11 protein-coding genes are annotated in these 14366 nt (G+C 27.7%); 9 read left to right on the forward strand and 2 right to left on the reverse strand.

Annotation, left to right across the window (positions count from 1 at the left end):
* Window positions 1-10 precede the first annotated feature (10 nt).
* Both EII29_RS00090 and EII29_RS00095 read right to left on the reverse strand, forming a co-directional pair.
* Window positions 11-955 carry an aldo/keto reductase family oxidoreductase gene (locus tag EII29_RS00090; protein WP_125235506.1) on the reverse strand — a complete coding sequence of 315 codons (945 nt, stop codon included), beginning with the start codon at window positions 953-955 and terminating at the stop codon, window positions 11-13.
* A 44-nt stretch (window positions 956-999) separates the two neighbouring features.
* Window positions 1000-1746, reverse strand: coding sequence for a lipopolysaccharide biosynthesis protein (locus EII29_RS00095; RefSeq protein WP_125235507.1), 747 nt, complete (start codon window positions 1744-1746; stop codon window positions 1000-1002).
* Window positions 1747-1934: 188 nt separating this feature from the next.
* Here EII29_RS00095 and EII29_RS00100 point away from each other — a divergent pair, with 188 nt between their 5' ends.
* The 9 genes from EII29_RS00100 to EII29_RS12635 all read left to right on the forward strand — a co-directional run bounded on the left by EII29_RS00100 (window position 1935) and on the right by EII29_RS12635 (window position 14328).
* A complete protein-coding gene (locus tag EII29_RS00100; RefSeq protein WP_125235508.1) occupies window positions 1935-3092 on the forward strand; it encodes a pyridoxal phosphate-dependent aminotransferase in 1158 nt (385 codons plus the stop codon).
* 21 nt (window positions 3093-3113) lie between these two features.
* Entirely contained in the window at window positions 3114-4532 is a 1419-nt protein-coding gene (gene rlmD / locus EII29_RS00105; RefSeq protein ID WP_125235509.1) for a 23S rRNA (uracil(1939)-C(5))-methyltransferase RlmD, read from the forward strand.
* 833 nt (window positions 4533-5365) lie between these two features.
* A complete protein-coding gene (locus tag EII29_RS00110; RefSeq protein WP_125235510.1) occupies window positions 5366-7615 on the forward strand; it encodes a YcaO-like family protein in 2250 nt (749 codons plus the stop codon).
* A 162-nt stretch (window positions 7616-7777) separates the two neighbouring features.
* On the forward strand, window positions 7778-9571 hold the full coding sequence (locus tag EII29_RS00115; RefSeq protein ID WP_125235511.1) for an ABC transporter ATP-binding protein: 1794 nt from the start codon (window positions 7778-7780) through the stop codon (window positions 9569-9571).
* Window positions 9568-11355 (forward strand): ABC transporter ATP-binding protein, encoded by a 1788-nt coding sequence (locus EII29_RS00120; RefSeq protein ID WP_125235512.1) that lies wholly within the window; start codon window positions 9568-9570, stop codon window positions 11353-11355. The genes EII29_RS00115 and EII29_RS00120 overlap by 4 nt, the downstream gene beginning before the upstream one ends.
* A gap of 886 nt (window positions 11356-12241) precedes the next feature.
* Entirely contained in the window at window positions 12242-12430 is a 189-nt protein-coding gene (locus EII29_RS11975) for a YcxB family protein (protein WP_158612438.1), read from the forward strand.
* 18 nt (window positions 12431-12448) lie between these two features.
* The gene (locus tag EII29_RS00130) at window positions 12449-13222 is read left to right on the forward strand and encodes a hypothetical protein (protein ID WP_125235514.1); all 774 of its coding nucleotides are present in this window, start codon (window positions 12449-12451) and stop codon (window positions 13220-13222) included.
* Between the two features lie 32 nt (window positions 13223-13254).
* Window positions 13255-13479, forward strand: coding sequence for a hypothetical protein (locus tag EII29_RS00135; RefSeq protein WP_125235515.1), 225 nt, complete (start codon window positions 13255-13257; stop codon window positions 13477-13479).
* A gap of 27 nt (window positions 13480-13506) precedes the next feature.
* Window positions 13507-14328: a hypothetical protein gene (locus EII29_RS12635; protein ID WP_199725994.1), complete on the forward strand. Its 822-nt coding sequence runs from the start codon at window positions 13507-13509 to the stop codon at window positions 14326-14328.
* Window positions 14329-14366: the final 38 nt, after the last annotated feature.

A 14366-nucleotide genomic window follows, 5' to 3' on the forward strand; every position in this document is an offset into this window, starting at 1 on the left:
AAATATATTTTTAAGGTAAAGTATTTCCGGCAGAACAGTATATTTCATACCATTCTTCTCTTGAAAGTTGAATTTCAGAAGCTTTACATATCTTCGATATACGTTTGAAATTCATAGTTCCTATTATCGGCTGTATTTTTGCAGGATGTCTTAATATCCATGCAATCACAATGGCACTATTCGATACATTCTTTTTTTCGGCTATTTTATTTATAACTTCATTTACATTTTTGAATTCAGGATTATTTAAGAATACTCCTTCAAAAAATCCATATTGAAAAGGAGACCATGCCTGAATTGTAATATCTTTTAAACGACAATATTCCAATATGCTTCCGTCCCTATCTATTCCTGAGAGATTTTTCATATTTACATTCAACCCACTGTCTATTATCCCTGAATGCATAATTCCAAATTGCAGTTGATTTACAATAAGTTTTTGCTTTATATATTTCTGAAGCAATTTTATTTGTCCTTCATTTTGATTACTTACTCCAAAATTTCTTACCTTTCCGCTATTATGGAGGATATTAAATGCTTCAGCAACTTCTTCAGGTTCCATTAAAGTATCAGGTCTGTGAAGAAGCAATATATCTATATAGTCAATATTTAAGCGTTTTAAGCTTTCATTTACCGAATTAATAATATATTCCTTTGAAAAGTCAAAATAAGTTTTGTACATTTTATCAGGAAAATCATTTATCCGAATTCCGCATTTTGTCTGAATAATTATATTTTCTCTTTTAATGTCATTCTTTTTTATAATCTGACCGAAAATTTCTTCCGACTTTCCTTTGCCATAAATATCGGCATGATCAAAAAAATCAATTCCTGAATTAATAGAAGTCAATACAGCTTTTTCTGCATCTTCATAAGGAATATCTGAAATTCTCATACATCCTAATGAAATTTCAGAAACATTTAATCCGCTTTTTCCTAAATCAATTTTTTTCATATTAAATTTCCTCCGTAAATATTTTTATCAAAAATAAATTGTGTTTATTTTGACTTTATCTCTTTCCAGTCCAAAGTTTTTGAAAATTCTTTTACAAAAGCAATAAATATTCCCAAAAATAAACCTAAAAACAAGGCTCCTATTAAAATAATTTTTTTGCTTAATGCAGGTTTTGTGTGCAATGATATAAGTTTTACTACAGGATTTATGTCATTTTTTAATAATCTGTAATATGCAAGCCTTGAAACAAGGCTATCACTTAATGAATCTTTCGTTGTACGTATATCGACATTTTGTGTAAGGAAATTATACTGTTCTTCCAATAATTTAATTTGGTTATTTAAAAAAGTTTCTTTTTTATTTCTGAGGTATCTTGAAGCAAGTACTACATATTCTTGGGAAAAATTTTCTCCTTCAGATTTATCTTTTGTAGAAAATTTAACTTTAATAGTAGGGTTATTTGATTCAGACTGTGCAGTAAGTCTTGAAGACATTTCTTTCAAAAACTTTTCATCAGATAAATTTTTATTTTTCAATGTTTTTGAATTATTTTTTATAAATAGGAGAAAATCAAAGGAATTTAGTGAATATTGTGAAGTCTCTCCTATTTCATTGAGAATTCTGTCATTACCGTATAAAATAATTTCAGATTTGAAAGATTTATTCGTAAAAGCATAAAATCCCCCAAGAGCAGCAGATAATATTGTTATTCCCATTATTAAAAAAATATTCTTATAAAGAATTTTTACTATTATACTTAAATTTATTGATTGCTGTTTTTCATTTTCCATAAATATTTCCTTTCTTTACTTTAATTTACAATACAGATTTTATCAGAAAAAACAGTATAATACAAACTAATTTTTTCAGTCAAAAATTCATAAAGACTATCTGTTTTTTCAAAATGAAATATGGTAAAATAAAACAATAAAAAATAAAATAATAAAAGATATATTAGGAAGGAAATATAAAATAGAAAATGTATATAAATAATACTATTAAAGAGATTCAAATATCAGATATAAGAAAAATATATGAAAAAATGCAAACATATGAAGATACAATAAATATGTCTTTAGGAGAACCTGATATTGATGTTCCCGAAGAAGTGAAAAAATCAGTGGCATATCATGCTTTAAATACCAAAATCAAATATTCTCCTGTAGGGGGAATGCTTGAATTACGTAAGAAAATTGCCGATTTTTATAACAAAAATTTTGACGGGAATTTTACTTCAGATAATGTTCTAATAACCGTAGGATCAACTGAAGGAATAGCTTCTCTTATGAAAGCGGTTATTACTCAAGGAGATGAAGTGTTAATACCGACTCCCTCTTATGTAGGGTATGGGGCATTGATAAAAATGACAGGAGGAATGCCCGTATATATTGATTTGAAAGAAAATAATTTTATCTTAACAGCGGAAATACTTGAAAAACATATTACCAATAAAACAAAAATGATAATACTAACTTCTCCCGATAATCCCTCAGGAATGACATTGAATGAAAAAGAAATGGAAAAAATAACTGAATTGCTTAAAGAAAAAGAAATTTATCTGTTAAGTGACGAAATATATGCTTCAATTGTTTTTGAAAAGTATACATCTTTTGGGAAATATTCGGAAAAACTGAAAAAACAACTTGTAATAATAAGCGGATTTTCAAAATCCCACTCTATGACAGGATATAGAATAGGTTATATTATTACAAACCCTGAGTTACAGCTGCAAGTTAAAAAAGTCAGTCAATACAATGTAACAAGTACCTCTACATTATCTCAATATGGAGCATTGACGGCTCTTGAAAAATGCAGTAACAGAAAAGAAATATCTAAAATATATAAAAAAAGAGCGGATTATTTTTTAAGTGAGTTGGAAGCAATGGGATTTAAATGTTTAAAACCCGGAGGAGCTTTTTACATTTTTGCAGGATATGAGAACATTAAGGAACTGAAAAATTTAAAATCACTTGATTTTGCTTTTGATTTGCTTGATAAAACAGGACTTGCAATAGTTCCCGGTTCAACATTTCAAGTAGAGGGATATGTAAGATTTTCGCTCGTACATGATATACCTGTACTTGAAGAAGCCGTTAAAAGACTAAAAAAATATATGAAAGAAATTCAGAATAACTAAATTTGAAAGGGAAAATGACTCGTGAGAAAAGGACAGGAGCTTGAAATAGAAGTTATAGGAATAGAATTTCCTAATAAACCTTATGGATATTATGATGAGAAAAAAATTTATCCGATTGGCAATTATATTATCGGACATAAATTAAAAGGAATTGTTACAAAAATAAGAAATAAAAAAGTGGAATTAAAAAAAATAAATATTTTGAAAAAAGCGGATAATGAGATAGAACCTGAATGTCCTCATTTTAACTTGTGTGGAGGCTGTTCATTTCAAAACTTGAATTACAATGAACAGACAGAACTAAAGAAAAATCTTGTTCATAATATATTAAAAAATGCTGTAGACTATCATTTTAAATATGAAAATATTATAAAAAGCCCAAAAGAATTTGAATACAGGAATAAAATGGAATTCAGCTTCGGAAATGAAATTCTTGATGGTCCTCTTACTTTGGGAATGCATAAAAAAGGGAGTTTTCATGATATCATTACAGTTAGTGACTGTAAAATTATGGATAGTGATTTCAGAAAAATCTTATTAATGACAGTGGGATATTTTTCTGATAGAAATATTCCTTTTTATCATAGATTGAAGCATACGGGTTTTTTACGTAATCTTGTAATAAGAAAAGGAGAAAAAACAGGAGAAATCAGCATTAATTTAGTAACTACTTCTCAATTGAATATTAATTTATCCGAATGGAAAAATAAATTATTGAAATTGGAATGTCGAAATAGAATATTCAGTATAATCCATACTGTTAATGACAATTTGTCAGATTCTGTTCAATCTGATAAGGAGAATATATTATTCGGAAACCGTGACATAAATGAAAAAATTTTTAATCTTAATTTTAAAATAAGTCCTTATTCATTTTTTCAGACTAATTCTGATGGAGTGGAACTGTTATACGGAAAAGTCCTTGAATATATCGAAGAAATAACTTCAATGAATAAAAAAAATGTTCAGAATAATACTTTATATTCAGAAAAGCCTATAATTTTTGATTTATTCAGCGGTACGGGAACAATAGGTCAGATAGTATCGGAAAAAGCAAAACATGTATATGGAATAGAATTAATTGAAGAAGCGGTAAGAAAAGCCAATGAAAATGCAAAACTGAACAATGTAAAAAATACTGAATTTATAGCAGGAGATGTGTTTGAAAAACTTGATGAACTGGAAGAAAGAAATATAAAACCTGATATTATAATACTTGATCCTCCCCGTCCGGGAGTAGGAGAAAAAACTGTTACAAAACTTATGAAATATAATGTTTCAAATATTATTTATGTATCATGTAATCCAAAAACACTGGTACAGGATTTGATAACGTTTCAGAATAATGGCTATAAGCTTCTAAAAGTATGTCCTGTGGACATGTTTCCTCAGACGCCACATGTGGAAGTAGTAGGATTATTAGCAAAACAAGATATTTAAAATTTTTTTAAATACATAAATAACAAAATAATAAAAATTTTTATACATCACCATTTAAATAATAATTAAATTATCAAAAAATTAGGGTAACAATATAATATTAATAAAAAAATTATAAAATTGACTTTACATATATAAAAAAAAATGATAGAATTTAAATGTTAAAATATATTTTGAAAATTTAATTAATTATTCTAAATTTAATTTATGATATAATTAGTTGATATTAATAAATTTCAAATATAATTTAACACTATAAAAATAAAATGTTGTAAAATTATATATTTTACAACAGAATTATATGAAAGGAGGATATCTTTATGAATATATCTGTTGTTAAAATATTAAATGTAAAAACTATTCGAACTCAAGCAAAAGGTAGCGAAAAATTAAATTCAGCAAGCTAATTTAATTTTTAATATTTTTTAATATCAATCAAGGGAGTAGTATTTGAATTCAACATACAAGAAGGATAATGCTATAAATATTTATATGAAATTAAATTTACCCCCTTGGTTTTATGCATTTGCATTAGAAAGTAGATTCTTCATTGTTTTTCTTATATAAATGTTATTCTCAAATTCTACAATAATTTATCATTTAGCTAATTTAACTTTTCAACATAATTAAATACCAAAATATTTATTCAAAGTTATCTCAAAAATTAAAAATAATTCTGTTAATCATAAATAATGTACATTTAAAAAACAAAAATTACTATTTTTGTTAAATTTTACGAAAATTAAATAATATAAGTCTATGTTTTAATATTTTTTAACATCTTATGAGATAGCCTTATTTAAGAATTTAAAAAATTATAAAGGAGGTTTTGTGTGGTGTATAAATTAAATGAAATACCTTTTATTAGCGAGTTATACGGTTATCAAAATGATAAAATCAATAATAGAGTAATATGTTCTTCTTCTGGACAAATTAAAATCTTAAATTGCAATCCTGATATTTTAGAAGAAGTACTATTTTATGTCAATGAAATAAATACTTTTGGTAAAATTGAAGAAAAATTTATTGACAGATATCCTATACATGAAGTGAGAAATTTTCTAGAAGAAATCCTAAAAGAAGGCATAATTAAAAAGAAACACACTGAAAATAAAATTAAGAAAGTTCCGAAAATTTTAATAATAGGTGAAGGAACTATTGCTGAAGCTTTTAAAAATTACAAATATATTTCAACTAATCACTTTTTAGAGGCAAATTTCTTTTGTGACTTTGATATAGCCATATTCGCACCATCTGTTCTTACATACTCTAATATGTTTAAAGTAAATGAAAAATTATATCAATTTAAAAAAAATTTTATTCAAATTAGTTTTAATGGACTAAATATTACAATAGGTCCTTTAGTTGTTCCTGATAAAAGTGCCTGTTTGAAATGTGGAATTAATTATGAGCTTAAGCGATTAAATTCAAAAATTTCAAATAATAAAAAAATAACAATTGAAGATTTAAAAAATCTAAAATATTCTTGTAATGTTCCAGAAGAATTCAAACATTTTAATATAACATATATAGTGGATATATTATATAAAGACATAATTAATTTTTTTAATGGTTATCCATCTAAATTTTTAGATTGTCAGTATTTTCTTGATTTAAATTCATTAGATTATATTAAGGAAGAAAGACTTCTTACAACTTATTGTGATTTTTGTAAATCTACTAATAAAAATTATATTAAATTCAATCCAAATCTTATGGATTTTAAATTTATACTCAATAAATATACAAATATAAATTTAACTGACTTAACTGAAACTGATATTAAATATCAAATTGGAGGTCTCCGTTCAAAAACTGAAAATGAAACTAAGGAGTTGATTGATAAAGAACTTAATAAATTGAATACAAAAATTAAAATCGAACCTGCGTTTGGAAATCCTTTTAATGACAATGATACAATTCATTGTTATAATGCGTCTATTGAACAAACTAATAATAATGAAATACCATATCTTTTTAGAAAAAATACATCCGCAGGTAAAGGGCTTACCAAATCTCAATCTTACTTTTCAGCTGCATTTGAATTATTTGAGCATATGAGTTTACAATATACTGGAGATATTCCTATTATTTGTGCTAAATATAAGGATATCAAAGAAATTGCTATAGACATGCCTTATTTAGCTAATACAATAATGAATAAAAATACTGCTTTTGACAATTTTGATGAAAATATTGAGATAGATTGGGTTGTTGCCACATCTTTAACAGATAAAAGTAAAAAACTAGTTCCAGCTTTTTTAGTATTTATGTATGATGTTGAACTTAAAGGAACTTTATTTGGCTCTTCTTCTAATGGTGCTGCAGCTGCAGCAACTTTAGAAGATGCTATATTACATGGGCTATTTGAAGCCATTGAACGTGATGCATGGCTCATAGGACAGTCTAATCCTTATATATTGCCTACAGTTGATTATGCAAGTATAACCAATATAAAAATAAAAGAAATTATATCTAAGATTAGACAAATGGGATATGACATCATAACTCGTGATTATACTAATGATTTGGAAATTCCAGTATTTAGAACTTGGATAATTAATAAAAATGATTATTCTCGTTATGCATACAATGGATTTGGTTGTCATATTTCGCCTGAAATAGCACTTGAACGTTCTATTACTGAAGCAGTTCAAGTTGATGATTGGTCTGATTCTGGTGGTGATATTGACTCTGATATGATAACCCTTTCTGTTTTATCTGAAAGTTTAGTAAACTTATATAATCAACATTTTTTAGTAAATAAAGATATCCTAGGTAAAACTAATAAAACTACCATAATCGGCAAACCAATTTTCAAATTAAATAGTTCATATCAAGTTATTAAAAATGTTACTAAATTACTTAAAGACAAACTTGGTGGAGATGTTTATTATGTTGAATTAACTAAACCCGGTATGAATATTAAAGTTGCTAGGACTATAATAACAGGAGATATTCAAAAAATGAATATCCCTTTAATATCAGCTAGTAAAAGAATGTTTGAATTTGGTATAAGATGTGGTTATAGTAATAAAAAAACAACTTATGAAGAACTATTTATGGGTAAGTATCAACATTAGATCTATTATTCCATTTGTTATGTTTAAAATAAATCTTTATGAAAAATTTTAATAATATAGAAATTTTATATATGAGTATTTTATCTAAAAATTTTTAATTACAGAAATATATTATCTTTAGATATATAAAAGTTATATTATTTTTTAAGGAAGTCTGAGAAAATGAAATTAGAAAAACGAAAATATAAAGGAATTGATATTTTAAAGTTATCTTTTAAAGCTGCTCCTTTTACTGTAATACTACATATGGGCTTAACCGTTGCCGAAGCTGTCTTTCCAACATCTGTAACAGCGTTTGCTACAGCATTTTTTGTAGATACTGCTATTAGCGTATTTGAAAATAGAGCAGCTGCAAATGAAATTTATTTGCCTTTAGGAATATTATTGGCTGTTGTCGGAATGGTCAGTGTCTTAAGTAATTTATTACAAATTATAGAATTTAGACTGAAATTTGCTTTAGAACGTAATCTTATGCCTGCTATTTTAGATATTCAGGCAAACCTCGCTTATAAACATATTGAAAATGCTGATAGTTGGGAACTGATTGAACGTGTATCAGATGAAATGACAGAAACATTTTTGGACGGTATCCGCTCTTATGGAGCGGTAATCCGTAGTATTATTGCCGTTATTTCCATTTCAGGTCTGATTATAATGCAGGTCTGGTGGGTAGCGTTGATTATTACCGCTTTCAGTATTCCTCTTTTTTGGATTTCTCTTGCAGCAGGAGAAAAAAATTATGCCGCCAAAGTACAAACTCGGAAATATGAGCGGCGTTATAGTTACTATTCAGATGAAATATTAACTAATCGTGAAGCTACAGAAGAACGTACACTTTTCGGATATGCGGACAACATTACCCAATGTTATTACAAACATTTTGAAACTGCACGTAAAATACAGTTAAAAGTGCTTTTAAAAACACGAATTACAATGAAAGCTACAAGCATTTCATTAGTTCTGATCACTCTTATTACAGCTTTCACTTTTATAAATTCCGTTATTTCAGGAGATGTAAGTCCTGGTATGTTTATGGGAATTATTGCAGCACTGTTCGGAATGGTAGAGACACTCGGTTGGCAATTACAGGATGCGGCAAAAAATATATCAGAAGCTAAAGAGTATATGAATGATTTAACAACTCTTGTAGAGCTCGAGAAAACTCGCGGTGCTACTGATTTACCGGATAAAGAACCTCTTTCTTTTGAAAGTCTGGAATTTATAAATGTACGGTTTAAGTATCCTCAAGGAAATGAGTATATTTTAGATGATTTATCATTTAAGTTATACAGTGGAAAACATTATGCTTTTGTTGGTGAAAATGGGGCAGGAAAAACTACCGTTACAAAACTTTTGACAAGACTGTATGATGAATATGAAGGGAAAATTTTAATTAACGGAAAAGAACTTTGTGAATATCCTACATCTGCTATAAAAGCTTTATTTTCAGTAGTATATCAGGACTTTGCACGTTATCAGATTTCTATGGCGGATAATATTGCCCTCGGAGACACTTCGTGTAAAATAAACAAAAAACGGATTCTGGAAACTGCCTCCAAAACAGGGTTAGATGAAACGATAAATAAACTGTCTGACAGTATAAATACTCCACTTGGTAAAATTAATAAAGAAGGAGTAGATATTTCAGGAGGGCAATGGCAGAAAGTAGCTATTGCCCGTTCTCTTTTAAGCTGTGCTCCAATTAAAATTCTGGATGAACCGACTTCAGCACTTGATCCGATTGCCGAAAATCAGATTTATCAGGAATTTGAAAAGCTTATGAAAGGCAAAACCACAATTTTTATAAGTCATCGCTTAAGTTCCACTAAACTTGCAGATGAAATTTTAGTAATCAGTAAAGGCAAAATATCTGAAAAAGGCAACCATAATGAATTAATGAAGGCAAAGGGACTTTATGCCCAAATGTTTGAAACACAAAAGAGGTGGTACGAATGAAAAAAATACATAAATACGGAGTTTTATCCATCATACTGCGGAATTCTGTTCAATATTTTAAAAAATCCAAAGGTTGGGGAATAATCGAACAGGGAGTTGCATTCTTCCGTGCATTGTCATGGACAGTAGGAATAATAGCTACACAAAATCTTTTTGATGCTGTAACTGATGTTTATATGAAAAATCAAGGTTTTCAGAAAGTCGTCATTCATCTTGGCATTCTTGCAGTAGTAGTAATCGGACAGCAAGTATTAAGCGGTATCGGGCAATATCTATTCAAAAAAGTTTCATATACAAATATGGGAAAATTTATGGTAGAATTTCAGCAAAAACTCGGACGTTTACCTGCTGTAAATTTTGAAAATACCGATTTCTTAAATAATGTAAATAAAGCAAAGGAATGTCTGGAATATGAAAGTCTCGGACACTTTGCTTCTATCTGTTTACAGACTTTTACTTATTATTTGGTGTTTTTTCTATCAGTCGGAGGATACCTGTTCCGGCTTTTTCCCATACTACCTTTAATAATTTTAATAGCTTTTATCCCTGCAGTTCTAGGGCAATTAACACAAGTAAAAATCTTTGCAGATTTGGAAGAAAAAAATGCTCCGTTACGCCGCCGTTGTGAATATTACAGAAAAACAATCACAGGTAGAGAATTTTATAAAGAAACCCGTATGTTGGGAGGATTCCGATTTTTTCACCATCTTTTTACTAATGCTTTGCTAAACATGACGGAAAATACATGGAAAACGGAATATAAAGCAGCTGTATTGAAAATTTTACTGAATATTATCTCTTTTGTAGGATTAGGAGTTTCTATCTTAATTCTGTTTAATACCGTTATGACAGGAAATATAAGTATTGGTGCTTTTGTATCTGTTTTTATAGCTTTATCGCAGATTTTTTCCATTATGGATGAAATTGTGTCTTCTCATCTTAGTGAAGGAAGTGAAACTTTAGGACAAGTAGCGAATTATTATCAATTAATGGATATGATTGAAATGGAGGGTAAAAGAGAAACTCCTGATTTTAATGACGGGATTACGGCAAGCGATGTAAGTTTTACTTATCCGAACAGTAATGAAGCAGCTATAAATAACATAAAGTTATCTATTAAAAAAGGAGAAACAATCGCAATTGTAGGTGAAAACGGCTCCGGAAAATCTACATTAGTACGACTGTTTATCGGGCTATATACCCCTGATTCCGGAAATATTGAAATCGGGGGACAAAATACTAAAACAACTCATCCGAACAGTATTTTTAAAAATATTTCAGGAGTTTTTCAGCATTATCAGCGTTACAAAATGACATTGGCGGAAAACGTGGCAATAAGTAATACAAAAAGCTCTCCTGAAATAGAAAAAATTTACATAGCACTCCGAGAAGCCGAATTTAATAAAAATGAAATTACTTTAGAAACTATGCTTTCTCCGGAATTTAACGGTATTGACCTGTCAGGTGGGCAATGGCAGCGTCTTGCAATAGCTCGTGGACTTTACCGTACTAATGACTTTATAGTTTTAGATGAGCCGACAGCTGCAATTGATCCTATTGAAGAAGCAAAGCTTTATAATCAGTTTAAGCAAATTGTTCGGAATAAGTGTTCAATTATTGTAACTCACCGTTTAGGGTCGGTAAAACTTGCTGACCGTATTGCAGTTATGAATAACGGAGAAATAGAAGACATTGGTACTCATGATGAGCTGCTTTTACGTAAAGGAAAATATGCCGATATGTGGAAAGCACAGGCTTCATGGTATGAAAACAGAACGATATAATAAAATAAAAGGGAGAAGTATTTAACAGAAGTTATAAAGTATTATGAAAAATCAGGAAATGAGGATTTCAACATTACGGTAAAAATCTTTTTGATTAGGAAGATATGTCAAAGCACTGGATTTTTTTATAAAGCTTTTGAATTGAAATTAAAGTAGAAGAAGATAGATTTAATTAAATTTACTGAAATATTTAAATAAAAATTAATGAAGTATAATTCAATTTTTTTAATCTCCAAATTATTTTAACTAAAAAATACCGGCATACGAAAACTATTCCTGTATTTTTCAATTAACTCATTAATTTATTTCTTTATTTCATATGTAAAAAATCCGATAATCTCAATTATAAAGATTATATACAAAATAAAGAATATTATACTCACTGCAATATTAATATTAAAATATATTTATAGACTTTTCCGTAAGCTGTAAAAGATAAATCTTATTTGTTTTATTGACAAATTGAAAACCTAGGATATAATTTAATATATAAATTTAATTAAAAATAATTTTTTATAATATACGAAAAGGGGAAAATTATGGAATTTAAATTTAATTTAACAGAGCAGGATTATCTGGGTTTCAACATATTTGTTATGAAAAATTATAGATTTTATAAAAAACAAAAAAACTCTTTCAAATTTTATATACACTAATACCTGTGAGTTTAGGTTTATATTTTTTTATTTTTGATAAAAAAGAATTTCAAATAAAATTAATAATGTTTATTACCATGGTTATAATCTCGCTTTTATTTTTTATTTTCTTTTCAAAACTATTTGAAAAAATATGTCAAAGAAATGTAAAAAAAATTCTTTTCAAAGAGGGAAAAATTAATATTTTAGGCCAGAGAAATATAATATTTGACGAAGAAAAAATTTATATAATGATGGAATATGAGGAAAATGTTATAATGTATGAAAAAATAACTGAAATAAAGTTGTCTGATGAAGCAGTATATCTTTTTACAGCACCCACAATAGCAATAATTCTTCCAATTAGAATTTTTTCCGATACAAAAGAAAAGAAAGAACTTACAGATTTTTTAGAAAATAAAACAAATTTAACTTTATAGAATAAAGGAGTAATTTTTATGAGTTTTGATTTATTTGTATTTGAAAGAAGAGAAGATATAAGAACTTCGGAAGATGTAATAAGATTTCTGGAAATATTTACTAAATATAGTGAAAATAAAGATTATAATTCATTACTCGGCTGTTCTGATATTATTTCTGCTTGGAGCAGAAAGATGTTTGAAAAATTTCCGCCATTAAACGGGAAACATACTTTACCAAATAAATTAGCATTTGTGGAAGAAAATTATTTAGCAGACTATTCTTTTGGTAAATATGGAGTTTATTGTTCATTTTCGCCCTCAGTTGCCGAAGAGGCTTTAAATTACATAATTTCAATTTTAGATGAATATAACATAGGGATGTACAATCTTCAAAATTATGGAGCAATATATGGAAAAGATATCGAAATTTTAAAATACAAAACGGAAAGTACGGAAGATATGTTTAGTGACTGGAATAATATACAAATGTCAGTTCAGACAATAGACAGTATAGAAAGAGGTACTTCTCATTGTAATAATGCTTTTATTACAGTATGGTTTGAGAAAAACGGAAAATCTGAGAAAAATTATATCCAGTGTACACCAAATTATGAAAAAAAAGGATTTATGAAAAATATATTCAATAAAAGGAATAAGAACATAATAAAAGGATATTTATTTGAAATTATGAAAGAGGATGAATTATATCAGATAGAAGTTGAAAACAAAAATAACCTTACCAAACTTATGAAATCATGGTGTGTAAATAGAAAAGAGCCTGATATAAGTTCTTATAAAAAAATATTGTAAAAATTATTTTTCTGAAAGGAAGTCTTAGATAAATGTTAATATTTGCTAATGTTGCGTGGAGTATATTTCTCATTCCTCCGCTTATTATCGCCATTCCTGTATTCATAATAATAAGAAAAACTATTCTGAAAAACGATGATCCTACACATAATCCGGGACCAACTCCTAAAAGATTGACAGCATTTATTATTTTATTTACATCGTATATTGTTCCTGCTATAATACTTTATCATTTTTTTATAGATAAAATCCGATAGTAAAAATTTTGAAAAAGGAGTTTTCTAATGTCTGAAGTAAAATTTCGATATAATAAATATTCAGAATTTATATTATATTTTATGATTATTTCAAGTATAATTGCAGGTTTTTTTATTTATGTCGTGATAATTAATTATTCCGGAATTGCCAAAGGTACGGAATATACACCTGTATATTTTAGAAAACATAAAGAATATGCTGTTTATTTAATATTTGGATTGATTCCAATTTTTATGCTTTTTCCTGCATGGATTGCAACTAAATGTTGGGGAAGTAAGGAAGAAGAGGGAAGTGTCAAACTTTATGATGATTTTGCAATTTTATATTACCGTAATCAAGAAATAAAAATTAATAAGGGTGAACTGAATATAAAATTTATGGCTCCCCGTTTGGAATGGTATGTTCTTTATATACTGAAGATACAAAAAAGAAAAATCAAGTTATGTACTTCCGTTATTGAATGGAAAGAAAATAAAAATAAGAAATTTGACCTTTCGCTTGACATTGCAATAGATAAGCTGAGGTATTATGAAAAAAATAAAAAAAGTAAAAAAATAAGAGAATTTATCGTTTCTTTCTATGAATTGAAAATAATGCTCGGAATAAGTACTCCTGAAATTTTTGATAATACACCGTATTATATTGATTACAACAGTGTAATTACCATACCGGAAGGAAAATTTGCAACCTGTCTGATAAGAGAAAGAAAAAATCCTGTTCATGTGACAGGAGATTTACAAATTGATATAAGTTTATTAAAGGCTGATGAAATAGATGAAAAAAATCTAAAAAAACAATTTATTCTTGCTGTTATTGAATTGAATGAAGAAGTCGAATTATATGATTAATAACTCGGCAAAATCTTATATTAATTTTCAGGAGGTTA

The sequence above is a fragment of the Leptotrichia sp. OH3620_COT-345 genome (assembly GCF_003932895.1).
Classification (GTDB): Bacteria; Fusobacteriota; Fusobacteriia; order Fusobacteriales; family Leptotrichiaceae; genus Pseudoleptotrichia.